Annotated in this window: 18 protein-coding genes; 5 read left to right on the forward strand and 13 right to left on the reverse strand. The window is 37.3% G+C overall.

Annotated features, from left to right (window positions below):
* Window positions 1-224: 224 nt before the first annotated feature.
* Complete coding sequence (locus P256_RS12165; protein WP_023273994.1) at window positions 225-3,275, reverse strand: autotransporter domain-containing protein; 3,051 nt, start codon at window positions 3,273-3,275, stop codon at window positions 225-227.
* A 134-nt stretch (window positions 3,276-3,409) separates the two neighbouring features.
* The gene (gene def / locus P256_RS12170) at window positions 3,410-3,934 is read right to left on the reverse strand and encodes a peptide deformylase (RefSeq protein WP_023273995.1); all 525 of its coding nucleotides are present in this window, start codon (window positions 3,932-3,934) and stop codon (window positions 3,410-3,412) included.
* Window positions 3,935-4,047: 113 nt separating this feature from the next.
* Between def and P256_RS12175 the strand changes: the two genes are divergently transcribed.
* From P256_RS12175 to P256_RS12185, 3 genes are read left to right on the forward strand one after another with little or no spacing between them, the layout of a single operon-like run.
* On the forward strand, window positions 4,048-5,214 hold the full coding sequence (locus tag P256_RS12175; protein WP_023273996.1) for a LysM peptidoglycan-binding domain-containing protein: 1,167 nt from the start codon (window positions 4,048-4,050) through the stop codon (window positions 5,212-5,214).
* Window positions 5,215-5,226: 12 nt separating this feature from the next.
* Window positions 5,227-6,342, forward strand: a complete 1,116-nt coding sequence (gene dprA, locus P256_RS12180) for a DNA-processing protein DprA (protein WP_023273997.1) — start codon at window positions 5,227-5,229, stop codon at window positions 6,340-6,342.
* 23 nt (window positions 6,343-6,365) lie between these two features.
* Window positions 6,366-6,935 carry an L-threonylcarbamoyladenylate synthase type 1 TsaC gene (locus tag P256_RS12185; protein WP_023273998.1) on the forward strand — a complete coding sequence of 190 codons (570 nt, stop codon included), beginning with the start codon at window positions 6,366-6,368 and terminating at the stop codon, window positions 6,933-6,935.
* 313 nt (window positions 6,936-7,248) lie between these two features.
* Here the strand turns inward: P256_RS12185 and P256_RS12190 are convergent, their stop codons facing one another.
* The gene (locus P256_RS12190; protein ID WP_023273999.1) at window positions 7,249-8,163 is read right to left on the reverse strand and encodes a DMT family transporter; all 915 of its coding nucleotides are present in this window, start codon (window positions 8,161-8,163) and stop codon (window positions 7,249-7,251) included.
* 120 nt (window positions 8,164-8,283) lie between these two features.
* On the opposite strand from P256_RS12190, the gene P256_RS12195 reads away from it, so the two are divergent.
* Window positions 8,284-9,036: an AraC family transcriptional regulator gene (locus P256_RS12195; RefSeq protein ID WP_023274000.1), complete on the forward strand. Its 753-nt coding sequence runs from the start codon at window positions 8,284-8,286 to the stop codon at window positions 9,034-9,036.
* Between the two features lie 56 nt (window positions 9,037-9,092).
* Window positions 9,093-9,638: a glutathione peroxidase gene (locus tag P256_RS12200; RefSeq protein ID WP_023274001.1), complete on the forward strand. Its 546-nt coding sequence runs from the start codon at window positions 9,093-9,095 to the stop codon at window positions 9,636-9,638.
* Window positions 9,639-9,672: 34 nt separating this feature from the next.
* Here the strand turns inward: P256_RS12200 and P256_RS12205 are convergent, their stop codons facing one another.
* The 10 genes from P256_RS12205 to P256_RS12250 form a co-directional block, all read right to left on the reverse strand.
* Entirely contained in the window at window positions 9,673-10,524 is an 852-nt protein-coding gene (locus tag P256_RS12205; protein ID WP_023274002.1) for a D-hexose-6-phosphate mutarotase, read from the reverse strand.
* 89 nt (window positions 10,525-10,613) lie between these two features.
* A complete protein-coding gene (locus P256_RS12210) occupies window positions 10,614-11,033 on the reverse strand; it encodes a F0F1 ATP synthase subunit epsilon (RefSeq protein WP_023274003.1) in 420 nt (139 codons plus the stop codon).
* A gap of 17 nt (window positions 11,034-11,050) precedes the next feature.
* Window positions 11,051-12,445, reverse strand: a complete 1,395-nt coding sequence (gene atpD / locus P256_RS12215) for a F0F1 ATP synthase subunit beta (protein ID WP_023274004.1) — start codon at window positions 12,443-12,445, stop codon at window positions 11,051-11,053.
* 31 nt (window positions 12,446-12,476) lie between these two features.
* Entirely contained in the window at window positions 12,477-13,346 is an 870-nt protein-coding gene (gene atpG, locus P256_RS12220; RefSeq protein ID WP_023274005.1) for a F0F1 ATP synthase subunit gamma, read from the reverse strand.
* Between the two features lie 87 nt (window positions 13,347-13,433).
* Window positions 13,434-14,978 (reverse strand): F0F1 ATP synthase subunit alpha, encoded by a 1,545-nt coding sequence (gene atpA / locus P256_RS12225; protein WP_023274006.1) that lies wholly within the window; start codon window positions 14,976-14,978, stop codon window positions 13,434-13,436.
* Between the two features lie 42 nt (window positions 14,979-15,020).
* On the reverse strand, window positions 15,021-15,557 hold the full coding sequence (locus tag P256_RS12230) for a F0F1 ATP synthase subunit delta (RefSeq protein WP_023274007.1): 537 nt from the start codon (window positions 15,555-15,557) through the stop codon (window positions 15,021-15,023).
* A 12-nt stretch (window positions 15,558-15,569) separates the two neighbouring features.
* Window positions 15,570-16,040, reverse strand: a complete 471-nt coding sequence (locus P256_RS12235; protein ID WP_023274008.1) for a F0F1 ATP synthase subunit B — start codon at window positions 16,038-16,040, stop codon at window positions 15,570-15,572.
* Between the two features lie 38 nt (window positions 16,041-16,078).
* Window positions 16,079-16,333 carry a F0F1 ATP synthase subunit C gene (gene atpE, locus P256_RS12240; protein WP_023274009.1) on the reverse strand — a complete coding sequence of 85 codons (255 nt, stop codon included), beginning with the start codon at window positions 16,331-16,333 and terminating at the stop codon, window positions 16,079-16,081.
* An 81-nt stretch (window positions 16,334-16,414) separates the two neighbouring features.
* Window positions 16,415-17,290 (reverse strand): F0F1 ATP synthase subunit A, encoded by an 876-nt coding sequence (atpB, locus tag P256_RS12245; protein WP_023274010.1) that lies wholly within the window; start codon window positions 17,288-17,290, stop codon window positions 16,415-16,417.
* A 99-nt stretch (window positions 17,291-17,389) separates the two neighbouring features.
* The gene (locus tag P256_RS12250) at window positions 17,390-17,791 is read right to left on the reverse strand and encodes an ATP synthase subunit I (protein WP_023274011.1); all 402 of its coding nucleotides are present in this window, start codon (window positions 17,789-17,791) and stop codon (window positions 17,390-17,392) included.
* Between the last annotated feature and the right edge of the window lie 154 nt (window positions 17,792-17,945).

Consider the following 17,945-nt stretch of genomic DNA (forward strand, 5'->3'; position numbering starts at 1 on the left):
TCTAAGAACTAAATCCTAAACCAATCAACTAAGTTACTGTTTACTAAGAAGTTTCTTTCAACATCACCGCCGATGGATACGCATTATAGACCAATACACTCCAAACACAACCCCCTAATCCAATTTATTTCTATTTTATTTGCCAATAGAATAAAAGATAGACGAAATATACTTAAAAAATAAAAAAACCACCAAATTTGGTGGTTTTTTATTTGGAATTTGAATTAAAACTTATATTTTAAACTCAAGGTACCAGAATTATCGTTCATATCTTTTGAAAATTGGCCATTATAGTTCACTCCCATTTCAAGACTTTGGGTTAAATTGGTTTTAATACCTAAATCAATAAGTCCTGTATCTTCAGCTAAAGAAGTTCCTACAACTTTATATGAACTTTGAGATCCATTTAAGCTTAGGTTTGCTTTAGAGTTTAGATCACCAAATGCATGTCTCCACCCTAAACCTGCTTGAATCGCTAAATTTTGTGACTCTAATGGTAATTTATATTCTGAACGCACTCCTAGTGTAGAGAATGTCGTATTAATTGTAGACTTGTTACCACTTAGACCTGCTATGCCTGCATTCTGCTCTTTAAAAGAATTTATCTGTGTCATTACATGAGATAAACGAATGTAAGGTGTTAAAGGAACTTGGGTATTTAAGTTTTTCCAATACTCTCCAAAGGCTTGAACACTTTGTGTATCTAAGTCTGCCGTTGCATGTTTTGTCATATTGGTAAAGTTAATATTACGATCTACAGAAACATCTCCCCAACGACCCACTAAGCCAATTGTTGAGCCTGAGTAGTCTCCAACATAACGCCCGTAAAAACCAACTTCAGTATTATTATCTTTTGCAGTGAAATCTCGTGCAGATACTTTGCTTGTACCACGACCTTGTCCTAAGGTTGCCCCAAAGTTGACTTTATCACTTAATGGAATTTCTACACCAGCCAAGGCACCATAGTTACTGTATTTAGAGTCAGCAACCACTTTACCACTATTTTGTATACTCTTCGCATAGCTATTCATCCATACCAATGGTTGCTTTTGGTACTCATGAGAAATAAGTGACTCGCCACTTGTAAGTAAGTCTTGTGTTGCATTAATACCAAGTGAAGCATAACCCTCGCCAGAAAGTGCTTGAAATGACTGACGTGCTTGGTCTGTTGTTTGCTTAGCAACAAGGTTGTAAAGCGCATTACCTAGACCTAAACGATCTAAGCTGCTTGCAACTTGGTATTGGTTATTATTTTCTGCAACGCTATTAAAACTTTGATCGTTTCTTAAAAGCTGCAATGTTACAGCATTGTTGTTGTAATTAATTTTTGGTGTAAGAAAAGCATAAGCACTCGATACTTTATCAAATTTCCCCGTTATGCCTTGCTGCACTGTAAGGATTGTATATTCAGATAGTAGGTTGTAATTACTATTTACACCAACTTGTAAAACATTTCCACCATTTAGCTTTGTTACTCCCTTAACATCAATACCACTCGCATTGCTACTGCCTGAATTTGCCATAACTTTAAGGGTTGAGCCTTGATTCATGACAAGATCGTTCATTACATTTAAACGGTTTGTATTTTGGCTTAAATCTACAGTACCACCTTGTAACACTTGTAGACTTTGGAGCTGACCATTACCTGATAATGTACCGTTATTTTCAACAACTGTTGTGCCATTTAAGTTACTTTGTACATTCAGCACACCATTTTGAATATGTGTTGTTCCTTTAAAGTTAGAACCATCGCCATTATAGGTTAGGTTTCCACTACCCTTTTTATAAAAATGACTATTCGTATCTGAAATGAGCGTATTCGTTAACGTGTCATTATTTGCTGTATTCATTTCAAGACTTGCATTTGTTAGTGTAACACCACCCTGACCAAATGATTGTCCATTACTACCCACCAATTTACCTGCAAGAACACTTGTACCTCCTGTCCAGCTATTATGACCTGCAAGTGTAAGCGTACCTGTACCTGATTTTTCTAAAGAGCCTGTACCATTAATATCGTTTAGCCAAATATCTGAAGCTGAGTAACCACCTTGTTGTGCATCCATATTAATTGTTGTTTTTTGATTAAATGCACCATAACCATTACCTGCTTTATATAAGTTAAGCGTGTCATAGCCCATACCATTGTCGAGCACACCGCCCGTTTTATTTGAAGTTGTGAGTAGAATTTCTCTTTGCTGATCTGCACTTAGGTAAGGATAACGTGTTTCTATAAGTAGTTCTGCATTTTTAGGCACAACTGGTGTTGCTGTCGTACTACCAATTGATGGAAAGTCATTTACAAAAGTATATTTATCATAAAGTGCTTTATTGACTTGGTATTGATTATAAAGTTGATTCAAGTCGATATTTTGATAGCACCCATCTACTGAACCACCACATTGGCTACTTAAGAAAGCCTGCGCTTGTGTATAAGCTGCTTTTCTTAAATCGGGGTTACTTGCAAGTCCATTAATAGCAATGTAAGTCGCATGCATTCTCCCACCAATGACATCCAGTGGAGAATGAATACCTGCAACGACACGGTTATAACCCATTTCCCCTGCTTTAAGTACTAAGTCGCTATATTGTTGTGGAATGACATATGCAAGTGTCAAACCTGTCCAGTAAGACTCATTGGTATGCCCACTCGGAAAACCACCCTCACTGCCTGCCGAAGCACGACCAACATCAACTAAAGGTTTTTCCAAAACCCAGCTTAAATCTTCTCCATTCAATTTTTGTATAAATGGACGTGGATATTTATATTTATTTTTTGGGGGGTTAGATGATGCATTCTTAGCAATTGCATTTCTTAAGTCTAATAATTTACCCAGTTGTCCAGAGGTATTATCTCCGATGCCGTTGCCATTATCTTTTGCTGTTGTTGCTGTTAAACCATCTAAGCTTGTTAGTTTTTCATAGTCTATGGTTGCTTGACTGTTTGCTTCAGCACGAACAATTGTTTTTAACGGGCCTAAAGCACCCGTTAACATATAACCAGCTTTTTGAAAGTCTACAGCAAATGCCTGAAACTCTTGTTGTTTGGTTCTATTTTTTGCAATATCTCTCACAATACTTAAGTTTTTATCGAGTATCGCTTGTCCCTCAGGCGTTGCTTTCCCTGTCGCTAAGCTATCTCCTGAAATCCACAGTTTATTAAATCCTGATAAGACATCAATGCCTGATTGAGGTTGTGGTGTATCAGCAAAGCTCATTGAAGAAAATAGGATACAGCTCATTGCAATGGTGAGTTTATGCAAAGGATATTGCATAATATTTAGCGGTATAGTGGATACTATCACTTAATATAATTACAATTTATTACGGTATATTTACTAAACAAATACTTTATTTTTTTATTTATTATTTCCAACACCAGATTTTTCTAGTGTTGGAAGGTAGATTTTTATCGTTTTACTGCAACTTTTTCACGTTGGCGAACAACCTTCTCAACTTTATCTCTTGCACGTTTACGCTTTAACGGTGAAAGGTAGTCTACAAAAAGTTTACCATTTAAGTGATCCATTTCATGTTGAATACACACAGCCAATAGGCCATCTGCTTCAACGTCAACTGTTTCACCCTTTAAATTTAAATACTCAATTCTCACACGAGATGGTCTTTCAACCTTATCATACACTTGTGGTACGGAAAGACAGCCTTCTTCATATTGCTGCGTTTCTTCGGTCAGTGGTGTAATCTTAGGGTTAATAAAAACCATCGGTTGATTTTTGTCTTCCGACAAATCCATTACAATAAGCTGAATATGTTGGTCAACTTGTGTTGCTGCTAGACCAATGCCTGGCGCATCATACATTGTTTCAAACATATCTTCTGCCAGTTGACGAATATCATCTGTCACTTTTTCAACTGGTTTTGCAATGGTACGCAACCGTGGATCTGGAAAGCTTAAAATTGGTAATAAGGCCATATGCCCTCCTAAAAATTCTATTGCGTCATAATGAAGACACTTCTTCATAGCAAACTAGTGTATATTTTAGCTATTATAGCGTAACTAACTCATACTGTTTTAGGCATTACATAATGAAAGATTTTTTAAAAGACACTTACTCTTTGAGTGTTATGGGGATACAACAAAAAATGACATCTATATCTGCAAAGACATTACTTGCAATTGGACTTTCCATTGGCACACTACATGCTGCCTCTGCCGAGCCTACACCAAGATTGAGTGCAAATGCGCCCAATACATATATAGTGAAATCAGGCGATACACTTTGGGATATTGCAGGAATGTTTTTAAAGTCACCTTCTGCATGGCCAAAAATTTGGGCAGACAATCGCAATATTAAAAATCCAAACCTCATTTACCCTGGTGATAAATTATTGCTTTGTAAATATAAAGGCAATACACCACTGGTAGGTAAAGACATGGGTGATGGTTGTAAAGGTGTTATTGCTAGATACACGAACTCAGCACAACCTAATGAAATCCGCTTAAAACCACAAGTACGTATTCAATCATATGATGATGCAATTCCTGTAATTCCTTTGAAAAGTATTCAAGTTTGGCTGGATCGTGCTGTCATTTTGCCATCTGAAGCACTCAAAGATATTCCATACGTTGTCGGGTCAGAAGATAATCATCTTATGGCTGGTGTTGGTCAAAAGATTTATGTTCGTGGCAATGGTATTCAAACTGGGCAATACTATGGTATTTACCAGCCAACATCGCCGTATATTCTTAAAGATAACAACGGTAAAGACTATAATGCTGGCAATGAGTTAACTCAAACTGCAAAAGCAGTTGCAACTCAAGTGAGCAATGATATTGCAACGCTAGAAATTGTACAAAGCTATAACCAAGAGGTTCGCTTAAACAATCTCGTTCTCCCTGAAAAAGAATCTAGATTACCAAATACATTTGTGCCAACTACTCAAAATATTACAGGTGGTTCTATTATTAGAGTATTAGGTTCAATAGGTGCAGCAACTAAAAACAGTGTAGTTACTGTCAATTTAGGTGAGCTAGATGGATTAAAATCAGGGCAAATATTTAATATTTCTCAGCCCGGGAAAAAAATTAAAGATTCAAAGTCTGATCAAACAATCACACTGCCTTCTGAAAAAGCAGGTTCTCTTTTAATTTTCAAAACATTCGATCATCTTAGTTATGCATATGTACTTGAAAGTTATATACCAATCAAAGTTGGTTCTAACATTACAACACCAAACAACTTAGAGGACTAAGTTGTAGTTATTATGCAACAACCCATTTCTGAAGACCAAGCTGCCATAATCACATTATGGTACTTGGTTCAACACTCTCTTTCGACATATTACAAGCTTACAGATTTTTTTGGTCATGCACGTAATGCAATTACGCCTGCAAACATTGCTAAATGGCCTCTACTTAAAATACATAGCAGCCATATCAAGCGTGCAAACAAACTGAATGATGCCGAAACAAAAAAAATCTTAAACCTTATTTTTCAAAGTATTAGTACACACTGTGATTTCATTTGTACCATTGATGATGACCTCTATCCAACAATGCTGCAGCCATATAATGACAAGCCTCCCATTTTATTTGGACAAGGCAATACAAAGCTATTAAACGACCCAAGTATTGCTATTATTGGCAGTCGAAAAGCCTCAAAGCTTGGAGAGAAAAATAGTTATGATTTTTCTTATTATTTTGCTGAAAAAGGCTATGTTGTTATTAGCGGTTTAGCTGAAGGAATTGATCAGGCTGCACACTATGGGGCTGTCTCACATCAAAAAACGCTTGCTGTTATGGCAACAGGTATAGATATTACCTACCCCAAACATCATGATAATTTACGTCGTCAAATTTTAAAAAACTCAGGTACAATTATCACTGAGTTTTTACCACAAACAAAACCTTTACAATTTAATTTCCCTCGCCGTAATAGGCTTGTAAGTGGTATGAGCATAAGTGTTGTTGTTATTGAGGCAAGTTTACATAGTGGCTCTTTAGGAACTGCAAAAATTGCTGCCGAGCAAGGTAAAGATGTTTTTGCAACACCAGGTTATATTCATAATCCACTTTATGAAGGCTGCCATGAATTAATTAGAGAAGGTGCAACACTCATTTTTCATCCAGAACAAGTCATTGAAGACAGTCACTTTGCATTCGTTATACCAAATCATCAAACAACACATATAGATGAAAAAGACTCAGCTATCCCAAGTCATCTAAAAAAACTTTATAACGATTTATCTTGGCATGCCCAAGGCATCGATGAACTTTCTGAAAAAGTAAACATACCAATTGCTCAACTTACTGCAGAACTGATGGAACTTGAGCTACTTGGATTATGCATACATCAATCAGGAAAGTATTTACGTGGCTAACCTCAACCAATAAGGAGAGATTCGTGCTCATTTTCTCTGCACAAGAAGCAGCTAATATATTACACCAAGGGCACACCCTCGCTTATCCAACTGAAGCCGTTTGGGGATTAGGCTGTGATCCAATGAATGAGATCGCATTCCACAACATTTTAAAGCTAAAGCAGCGACCTATTGAAAAAGGTGTCATTTTACTCGCAAGTTCTATAGAACAAATTGCCCCACTTTTAGAAAATGTTTCAAAAGAGATTCAAGCACAGATTGTATCTAGTTGGTCTAAAGATGTGAAAACAGATAGAGCAACAACTTGGTTACTTCCTGTAACCAGTTATATTCCTACATGGATTCGTGGTAATCATTCATCTGTTGCAGTACGTGTAACTCAACATAGGCTATGCCAAGAGATATGTGATGCTTTTGGAAACTTTGTTGTTTCGACAAGTGCAAACCCAGCAGGTGTAACACCTGCAAAAAGTTTATATGATGCTCAACAATATTTTCATGATGATACATATTATTTAGATGGTTCTCTTGGAGAAAACTCAGAACCTAGTCAAATTATTGATGCAGTTACAGGAAAATTTATCCGCAGATAAAAAAAAGCTCAGTCAAAAGAGGTGACTGAGCGTTCAAAAACGATGTGAAATACACATCAGAGGGTTAACTTCAAAACTTTGATCTAGTGAACTAGATTGATTTAAATTATGTATAAAAACCCAACAAACATAAAATACTTTAAAACGATTACTTAAATTATATTAAATTTATATATATTTTTTATTAAAATAAAAAATTAAATATATATCATTGATTTGAATTAATTCATTTAAAATATCAATGAGTTTTTAACAGTATCCTTGTTTTTTTATATGATTAAATTTTAATCATATAAATATATATTTTATATGGTTAAGCCAATTTTTTATTGATTGTATATCTTACTTTTTGCTTCTGTGCCAACAGTATTCCAACCAATATGCATATACCTCCAACTGTATGGTAGACCGTCCACTTTTCATCTAGCCAAATCACTGCAATAATTGCTGTAAATATTGGCATAAGATTCATAAAAATACTTGTTCTACTTGGCCCTATTTGCTGTACTGCCATCATCCATAAAAATGGAGAAATAATTGATGGAAAAATTCCTGCATATAAAATACTACTAATATTTTGATGGTTTAAATGGTCTAAACCAAAATATGTAATCAGAGGTAAATGGTAAATTACAGCAAAAATAATTTGTATATATAAACTAACTAATAAAGGAAGTTTAATTTGCCACTTCTTAAGAAACACACCATAAAAAGCATAAAAGAACACAGCACATAACATTAATGCATCGCCTAAATGTCCCCCCGACTCCCATAAGGTTGATAAGTTTCCTCTAGAAACAACATAAATTAGTCCACATAAAGAAATTACACTTCCTAAAATAGCAAAAATACTTGGACGATCTTTTAAAATAAAAAAAGAAACAACTATAGTAAATACAGGAATAAAAGCATTAATAATTCCCATATTTGTAGCTGTTGTATAATGAGCTGCTGTATATGCAATGCCTTGATACATCACCATACCAAAAGCACTCAAAACAGCTAATTTTTTTAGATTTGGTTTTATTTCTTTTCTTTGCTTTAACACTTTAAGAAGCATAAAAGGCGTTAGGATAATAAAAGCAAAAAACCAGCGATAAAAGCTAATACTTACTGGTGAAATATAGTCAGATATATAACGAGTTACTACAATATTTAATGACCAAATTAATATTGCTCCGAGTGGAAGCATAAAAGCCCATAATGGTATTAATTTTTCTCTTTGCATTACTATATCCATCTTTTATGATAGATGTATTTTGAACAATGTCTGAAATAGTTTAAATAATGAATATCAGACATTTGTATTGCAATTTAGCCAATACAATAATTTTTAAGGAAAATTCAAGTGATTGATTTAAGCCAACTCATAGAAATCAATGAATTTTTCTTTCATCCTGAAGATAGTATTTCTTGGCACTCTTCTTTATGGGGAGATTTAAACTTTAGTTTAGATGGTATTTTAGAGATACAAGTCAATCAACATAAGTTTGTTACACCACCAAATTTTGGTTTATGGATTCCTCCAAAAATAGAACACTGCTGTATTTCTGTATACGATCAGATTACACATTTTATTTGTATTCGTATTCATCCCTCTATAGGGCATAAAGTTTCAGCATCTGTAAAAACATTAAGTCTTCAACCATTTTTTCATGCTTTAGCAAAAGAAGCGATACGACTTAAAAAAGAAAAAAACTTACAGCAACAATACTGTCATTTACTACAGGTTATTTTTGATCAAATTTGCATGGCAGAAATTTATGATGAATATTTGCCACAAACAAATCATCCAATTTTACAGCCGATCTTTGCAGAGTTAGGCAAAGTAAAACGATTGCATGAACCAACTTCACGCATACTGGCAGAATATACAACCAGTGAACGACATATATTGCGTATGACTCATCAGGAAATGAATATTTCAATTCAGGAGTGGCGTAATCGCGCTAAGATTTTATATGCAGTTTCACAACTTAAACAAAATATTTCTGTTAAAGAAATCAGCTATAAACTTGGCTATAGGCACTGTTCAAGTTTTATAGAATTTTTTAAACGTTATACAGGCAAGACACCACGCAATATTTCTAGTATAAGTTAAATGTAGGAATCAAATTTCACTTTAGTACTCACTTGAAATCAATCTAGGAATGAACCATGACACAATCAATCTATAATATTCCGTTAAAAACAATTAAAGGCTCTGAGACTAATCTTGAAAAATATAAAGGAAAGGTTTTAATTATTGTTAATACTGCTTCTAAATGTGGGCTTACGCCACAATATGAAGGCTTAGAAAAGTTATATGAACAAAATAAAGAAAAAGATTTTGAGATTTTGGGCTTTCCTGCAAATAATTTCATGGAGCAAGAGCCTGCTTCTGATGAGGAAATTGAACAATTTTGTTCGATTAACTATCAAGTAAGTTTTCCATTATTCTCAAAAATTTCTGTAGCAGGTGAGAATAAACACCCACTATATAATTATCTTATTGAAGCTGAGCCACAACGTATAGGCGGTAAAGAGTTTGAGGAAAAATTACATAGCTTTAATATTACAACAAACCCTGTACCAGAAGTTTTATGGAACTTTGAGAAATTTATTATAGGTAAAGATGGTAAGGTTGCAGCACGCTTTTCACCAGATACCACTGCAGATAATCCAGAACTACTAAAAGTACTAGAAACCGAACTTGCTAAGTAGTTATAAATAAACTACGTGTGGTGGATCTATGCCACTACACGTAAATTGTTAAGTTAAATTTATCTTTCTGATTTGGAGCTAGAGAGTTGATTGGTAAAACATTACCTGTCTCCACACATATAAACTCTTTCCATGCATCATCACGCATATCAGCTAAACGTCTAGATTTTTCTATCCATGGATTCCATACCACTGCACTATTTGTATTTGTTTGTACATAAGTGAACTCACTCAACTCTGAACGAATGACGAAATTCCCTTGTGTTTTTGGATAGATACGATCAATTTCACCATCTACAATAATATCTTCTACTTGTTGTATTTCACATTTATTCTGATTTAACTGATCAATATATTCTGCATCTTGCAAGCCTTCTACCTTCGTTGAAAAAATATCCTCTACAGCAAAATAACTATGCCATGCAAATGCATAATCAAATGATTTATCACTTCTATTTTCTAATTCGAACTCTACACTTAAACTTTGACCACAGTGAATGGTTTGTATAAGTGAAAATTCGAATGGCCAAATCTCTATCGTTTCTTCATTATCTACGAGCTCAAAGCTAAGATCATGACCATCTTCACTTTCAATAACTTCTTTAAATTCCCATAAAATATTTCTAGCAAAACCATGAGATGGATGACTATCGCTAATATGACTTTTACCAAACCATGGAAAGCATAAAGGAATTCCTCCACGAATTGCTTTATTTGACTGATACTTGTTTAAATCAGATAACCATAACTTTTCAGATAAACCATTTTTTGTTTTTAACTTGTAAGAAAGTACCTGTGCCCCTTGAAAAGAAATAACGGCCTCACAAAAATGATTCTCTATTTTTAGAGTATCTAATGAACCAATTTTTTGACTTTTTATATTCATACGGCTTCAATAATTAGTTAAGTATATTTATCCATTATATGCTAAATAAAAAAAGCCACTCAAGTGAGTGGCTTTTTATAAATCATCAATTACATTGCACGATTTTTAATTTTACGAATCGTTTCAAGCTGCCCTGCAATCTCTGAAAGAGATGCTAACGCTGCTGCAGCATCTAGATCACTCTTCTGATTTGCAAGCAATTGTTCAGCATTTTTACGTGCTTCTAAAATCGCTGCTTCATCTAAGTTCTCTGCACGAGTTGCAGTATCTGCAAGTACAGTAACAACATGTGGTTGCACTTCTAAAACACCGCCAGATACATAGACGATTTCTTCTTGACCATTTTCCAAAATAACTCGGATTGGACCAGGTTGAAGTAAAGTAACAAGTGGCATATGGTTTGGCATAATACCCAACTCACCACCTGCACCTTTAGCAATCAGCATTGTTACTGCGCCAGAGTAAATTGACTCTTTTACACTTACAATATCACATTGCATAGTCGCCATGAGATTATCTCCTTAAATTAGAGTTTCTCAGCCTTAGCAATCACTTCGTCAATGCCACCAACCATATAGAACGCTTGTTCTGGAATATGATCGTATTCACCAGCGATAAGACCTTTAAAGCCACGAATCGTTTCTTTAAGCGATACCAACTTACCAGGAGCGCCTGTAAATACTTCTGCAACGTGGAATGGTTGAGAGAAGAAACGTTGGATTTTACGCGCACGGTAAACAACCAACTTATCTTCTTCAGCCAATTCATCCATACCCAAGATTGCGATAATGTCTTTTAGCTCTTTATAACGTTGCAAGATGTTTTGTACTTCACGTGCAATGTTATAGTGCTCTTGACCAACAACCAATGGATCTAACTGACGCGAAGTTGAGTCAAGTGGATCAATTGCTGGGTAGATACCTTGTGATGCAATATCACGGCTCAGTACAACTGTTGCATCTAAGTGAGCAAATGTTGTTGCTGGCGATGGATCTGTTAAGTCATCGGCAGGAACATATACAGCTTGAACAGATGTAATCGAACCTGATTTAGTCGATGTAATACGCTCTTGTAATACACCCATTTCTTCTGCAAGTGTCGGTTGGTAACCTACAGCAGATGGCATACGACCAAGTAACGCAGATACTTCAGTTCCCGCTAGTGTATAACGGTAGATGTTATCTACGAATAAAAGAACGTCACGACCTTTGCCGTTTTCGTCTTTTTCGTCACGGAAGTATTCAGCCATTGTTAAGCCAGTTAAAGCAACACGTAAACGGTTACCTGGTGGCTCATTCATCTGACCGTAAACCATCGCTACTTTGTCAAGAACGTTAGAGTCTTTCATCTCGTGATAGAAGTCATTCCCTTCACGCGTACGCTCACCAACACCAGCAAACACAGATAAACCACTGTGAGCTTTAGCGATGTTGTTGATTAACTCCATCATGTTTACAGTTTTACCAACACCGGCACCACCGAATAAACCAACTTTACCACCTTTTGCAAATGGGCAAAGTAAGTCAATGATTTTAATACCAGTTTCTAGCAAATCATTTGATGCTGCTTGTTCTGCATATGATGGTGGCTGACGGTGAATCGGTAAGTGAGACGATGCCTCAACTGGACCTGCTTCATCGATAGGACGGCCTAAAACGTCCATAATACGACCTAAAGTTCCGTCACCTACTGGTACAGAAATTGGGCCATTCGTATTCGTTACCGTAAGACCACGTTTAAGGCCTTCAGTAGAACCCATTGCAATTGTACGTACTACGCCATCACCAAGCTGTTGCTGAACTTCTAAAGTAGTTTCAGTACCATCAACATGGAGAGCGTCATAGATCTTAGGAACACTGTTTCGTTCAAACTCGACGTCGATAACCGCGCCGATGATCTGAATGATATGACCGCTACTCATTGCTGTCTCCTCAATTCAAATTTCAATATTGTTAAACGGCAGCGGCACCACCAACGATCTCAGAGATTTCCTGAGTAATCGCGGCTTGACGCAGCTTGTTATAAACGAGTTGTAGGTCTTTGATTAGCTGACCTGCATTGTCTGTTGCTGCTTTCATTGCAACCATACGTGCAGACTGCTCACACGCAATGTTTTCAATTACGCCTTGATAAACCTTTGACTCGATATAGCGAACCAATAAACCATTTAACAGTACTTCTGCATCTGGTTCATAGAGGTAGTCCCAACCATATTCACGGTCGAGATCTTCGCCTTCTTCTGCTTGAGCTAAAGGAACAAGTTGTTCAACTTTTGGCTTCTGTGTCATTGCGTTTACAAAACCGTTAGATACAAGATAAACGCGATCTAGTTCGCCTTTATCGAATGCATCTAGCATGACTTGTACTGAGCCAGAAAGTTGCTCAAGTTCTGGTGCATCGCCAAGTTGTGTCGTTGCCCCAACCACTTTACCGCCGTAGTTTTTAAAAAACGAAACCGCTTTTTGACCAATTAAAGCAAATTGAACTTCAATTGATTGCTCTTGCTGTTGTTGCACATGCTGAACAACTTTTTTGAACAAGTTAATGTTCAAACCACCTGCTAGACCACGATCTGAAGAAACAACGATGTAACCAACGCGTTTTACAGGACGATCTACCATATAACGGTGTTTGTATTCAGGATTTGCTTGTACTAAGTGAGCAATAACACGGTGCATATTTTCGGCATACGGACGGCCTACAGCCATACGCTCTTGCGCACGACGCATTTTAGAAGCAGCCACCATTTGCATTGCACGCGTAATTTTTTGCGTGTTTTTAATGCTGGCTACTTTGGCGCGAATTTCTTTTAAATTTGCCATACGCTTAACCTAGTCGTCGAAAGCTCAATGAAGAGCCTTCGAAGGGTGATCCGTGAACCAAACTTAAATTTAAGCTCATGCTAAAAATTAGTAAGTTTGAGTCGCTTTGAAGTTCTCTACACCTGCTTTAATTGCAGCTTCGATGTCTTTGTCATATTTACCAGTTTCATCGATTTGCTTCATTAAATCAGCATGTTCTGAACGGAAATATGCAATTAATGCGATATCAAAGTCTACAATCTTGCTTACTTCTACGTCAGTCATATAACCTTCGTTTGAAGCATAGATAGAGATTGCTTGGTCTGCGATAGAATATGGAGCATATTGTTTTTGCTTCATTAATTCAGTTACACGCTGACCATGCTCAAGCTGTTTACGCGTTGCTTCGTCAAGATCTGAAGCGAACTGAGCAAATGCTGCAAGTTCACGATATTGAGCAAGTGCTGTACGAATACCACCAGAAAGTTTCTTAATGATTTTCGTTTGCGCAGAACCACCAACACGAGATACTGAAATACCAGCGTTTACAGCAGGACGAATACCCGCGTTAAACAATGATGTTTCTAAGAAGATCTGACCATCAGTAATCGAAATTACGTTTGTTGGTACGAATGCAGATACGTCACCCGCTTGAGTTTCAATAATTGGTAAAGCAGTTAATGAACCAGTTTGGCCTTTAACTTCACCTTTAGTGAATTGCTCAACATAGTCTGCAGATACGCGAGAAGCGCGCTCAAGAAGACGTGAGTGAAGATAGAATACATCACCTGGGTATGCTTCACGACCTGGTGGACGACGAAGTAATAATGAAATCTGACGGTAAGCAACTGCTTGCTTAGACAAATCATCATAAACAATCAGTGCATCTTCACCACGGTCACGGAAGTATTCGCCCATTGTACAACCACCGTAAGGTGCGAGGTACTGCATTGCTGCTGGGTCTGCTGCTGCTGCTGCAACAACAGTTGTATATTCCATTGCACCAGTTTCTTCTAGCTTACGTACAACGTTTGCAATTGTTGATTGTTTTTGACCAACAGCAACATAGATACATTTAATACCAGAATTTTTCTGAGCGATGATCGCATCGATCGCCATTGCTGTTTTACCAGTTTGACGGTCACCAATAATCAATTCACGTTGACCACGACCAACAGGGATCATGGTATCAACTGATTTATAACCAGTTTGAACAGGTTGATCTACGCTTTGACGCCAAATAACGCCTGGTGCTACTTTTTCAACAGCATCAGTTAATTTCGCGTTAAGAGGGCCTTTACCATCAATTGGATTACCCAAAGCATCTACAACACGACCTAGAAGTTCAGGACCAACTGGAACTTCTAATACACGGCCTGTGCAACGTGCTTTTTGTCCTTCTTGAAGACCTAAGTAGTTACCTAAGACAACGGCACCCACTGAATCCTGTTCTAGGTTCAGTGCCATACCAAATAAGCCGCCGTCAAATTCGATCATTTCACCGTACATTGCATCAGCAAGACCGTGAATACGCACGATACCGTCGGACACCATAACAATGGTGCCTTCGTTTTTAGCGGTTGCGCTGGTGTCCAGATCGCTGATACGCTGTTTAATGAGCGCACTGATCTCGGATGGATTCAGTTGTTGCATTGCGCTATTCCTCAATCTTTTATTAGTTCAGTCTTATTGCGGTTAAGCAAGAAGACGAGTCCGCATTTTTTCAAGCTTGCTAAGCGCAGAATCATCTATCACTTGATCGCCTGCATGAATCACAATACCTGCAATTAACGCAGGGTTAACTTCAACTGATACTTGAACAGTTGCATTAAAACGCTTTACTAAAGCTTGCGTAATTAACTGCTCTTGTACCGCTGTCAGTGGAAATGCCGATTCGATTACGACATTTACTGTATTGTTATTTTGTGATTTTAGCTCTTCATATTCAGCCGCAACTTCAGGCAATAATGACAAACGGTCATTTTCAGCCAGAAGTACGATAAAGTTCGATAGTGCTTCTGACTGTTGCTCACCTAATACTTGCGTAAAAAGCTTCACCTTCTCTTTTGGAGAAAGTTCAGGGCGATTTAAATAAGCGGAAAATGCTTCATCTTGCACCGCAGCACTGAGCAGTTGTAATGCATTAGACCAAGTGTCAGTTGCACCTTGCTCAGAAGCATAAGCAAATGCTGCTTTAGCGTACGGGCGTGCCAACGTCAAGAGTTCAGCCATATTTCGCCTCTCTTATAGTTTCGCAGCCAGCTGAGTCAGCATGGCATTGTGGGCTTCTGCATCAACTTCTTGGCTAAGAATTTTTTCTGCACCATCTACCGCTAACGCAGCAACTTGTTGACGTAATACTTCACGAGCAGAGTTGATTTCTTGATCAACAGACTCTTGAGCTTGTTGACGCATGCGCTCACCTTCTGCCGCTGCTTGAGCACGTGCTTCCTCAATCATTTGCGCTGAACGACGATTTGCCTGTTCAATCAATTGAGCCGCTTGTGCTTTTGCTGCATCTAGCTCATTTTTTACTTGCGTCTGAGCATCTGCAAGATCTGCTTTTGCTTTTTCAGCTGCATTTAAGCCATCAGCGATACGACGCTGACGCTCACTAATCGCATTGATTAGTGGTGGCCAAACGAATTTCATGCAAAATGCGACAAATACCGCAAATGCAATCGCTTGACCAATCAATGTGAGGTTGATATTCATTGCAATTCCTCAAACAAATAATTTCGGAATATAGCGAATTAACCTACTAAACCTACAAACGGGTTAGCAAAAAGAATAAATAGACCAATACCAACACTGATCATTGGAATCGCATCAAGAAGACCTGCAACGATGAACATACGTGTTTGAAGTTGTGGAGCTAATTCAGGTTGACGAGCAACAGCTTCTAAGAAACGGCCACCAAGTAATGCAAAGCCAATACCAGTACCTAAAGCAGCAAATGCGATTAAAATAGCTACTGCAATCGCAGATAATCCAACTACTAAATCCATGAAAAAATCCTCAGAGGTTAGGTTATACCAAATTAAAATATAAATTACGCCTAACCCTATTAATACAGTTAGGCAATACCATTAATGTTTTTCGCTTGCCATACTCAAGTAAACGATTGTAAGCATCATAAATACAAAAGCTTGCAGCGTAATTACGAGAATGTGGAAGATTGCCCAAGGCACAGACAACGCCCATTGTGCCCAAAATGGTAATAGTGCAATCAGGATGAAGATAAGCTCACCTGCATACATGTTACCAAATAGTCGTAGAGCCAATGAAACTGGTCGTGCTAGGAAAGTTGCTAATTCTAAAACTAAGTTTACTGGAATTAATAAAACTTTAAAAAACGGATTACTTGGGTTAAATGGGTTAAGTGCGAGCTCACCTACAAAACCACCCACACCTTTTTCACGAATACTATAGAATAAGATTAAGCCAAATACAGACAGAGACATACCTAATGTCACATTAATATCTGTTGATGGAACAATCTTAAAGTAAACGTGATGTGGATCCATGCCAAATACATTTGCACCGATCACTTGCGCTAAATAAGGGACAAAATCAACAGGGATTAAATCCATTAAGTTCATGAGGAAAATCCACACGAAAATCGTTAGTGCAAGAGGCGCAATTAAGCGAGATTTACCATGAAAAGTATCGCGAACACTTGAGTCAACAAACTCGATAACCATTTCTATAGCAGCTTGAAATTTTGTAGGTACGCCAGAGTTAGCAACTTTAGCAACAGACCAAAAAATTAAGCAAAAAATGATACCAAGACCAATTGACCAACCCATTGAGTCCAAGTGAATAGCAGAAAACCCCATCTGATGAGCTTCATTTGCATTCTCAGCCAATTTCCATGTACCGTCAGGCATTTTGCCGTAGGTTAAATTGGTCAAGTGATGCTTGATATACTCTGTCGAAGTAAGGGCATGTTCTTCAGCAGCCATAAATCACACCTGGTCAATGTCAATCATAAAAAGAGAAATGAATACCGCGTGCTGCTTGGCATCTCACGTCTCTATAATAATATTCAATTTTTGATTATTCTACACTCGTTTTTTGTGTTGTCTGGAAACCAAGATTGGTGCGACCCATGACATCGATTGAACAAGTATAAAACCACAGAACAATGCGACCGGCGACAGCGGTTTAACATTGCTTAATATCAAAAAAAATCCAACAATCATAATTGCAAACTTACCCATCATGCCTTTATACATGTTAGATAAAACTTGTCGAGAAGCGCGTGCGCCTGCGACACGAAAGGATTGCCAAGAGAAATAACAGCTCGTTAACAAACAAACAAATGCACCAAGTGCAATGCTTTTTGCTGCTGTTAGGTCTTTAACAACCCATGCAATTAGAGCTAAAAGGGGCACCATTATTGCCTGTAGAGTAATCAAACCTTTTGCGAATCGACGATCTATCAGACGATTTACAGTAGCCATGAATACTCATTCACCATATTAATGCTTGACACGTTTAACTCACGATCATTTTTAATCGAAGGCATTATAGATGCCCCCCCCTAAACATGCAATCGTTTCCGAGCTTTCAGGGCACCTTTTTAGTAAAAACTGAAGTTTTTTTAATTTACCATTA

Source organism: Acinetobacter nectaris CIP 110549 (genome assembly GCF_000488215.1).
Taxonomy (GTDB): Bacteria; Pseudomonadota; Gammaproteobacteria; order Pseudomonadales; family Moraxellaceae; genus Acinetobacter; species Acinetobacter nectaris.